Genomic DNA, 237 nt, shown 5'->3' on the forward strand with positions numbered 1-237 from the left:
GTAAGAGCTATGGCAATACTATTCCGCTATTTGGTGAGCTAAATCCACAAGTTAGCGCTGAAAAGCAGATGCATAAAGCGATCATGAAAATTGTGACCAACTCACAATTGCCAGAAGAGCCAAAAGATCCTGACGATTCTGCTATTTTTGAGATTTATAAAGCCTTTGCCACACCTGCAGAAATTGCTGATATGCGTACGCAATTCGCTGCAGGTATAGGTTGGGGTGATGCCAAGC

The 237-nt window shown here is 43.0% G+C and carries 1 pseudogene; it reads left to right on the forward strand.

Annotated features, from left to right (window positions below):
- Nucleotides 1-237, forward strand: a pseudogene (locus AAEZ03_RS28845) (tryptophan--tRNA ligase); the annotation flags it as partial.

It is taken from the genome of Pseudomonas sp. HY2-MNA-CIBAN-0224, from assembly GCF_040310285.1.
GTDB lineage: Bacteria > Pseudomonadota > Gammaproteobacteria > Pseudomonadales > Pseudomonadaceae > Aquipseudomonas > Aquipseudomonas helleri.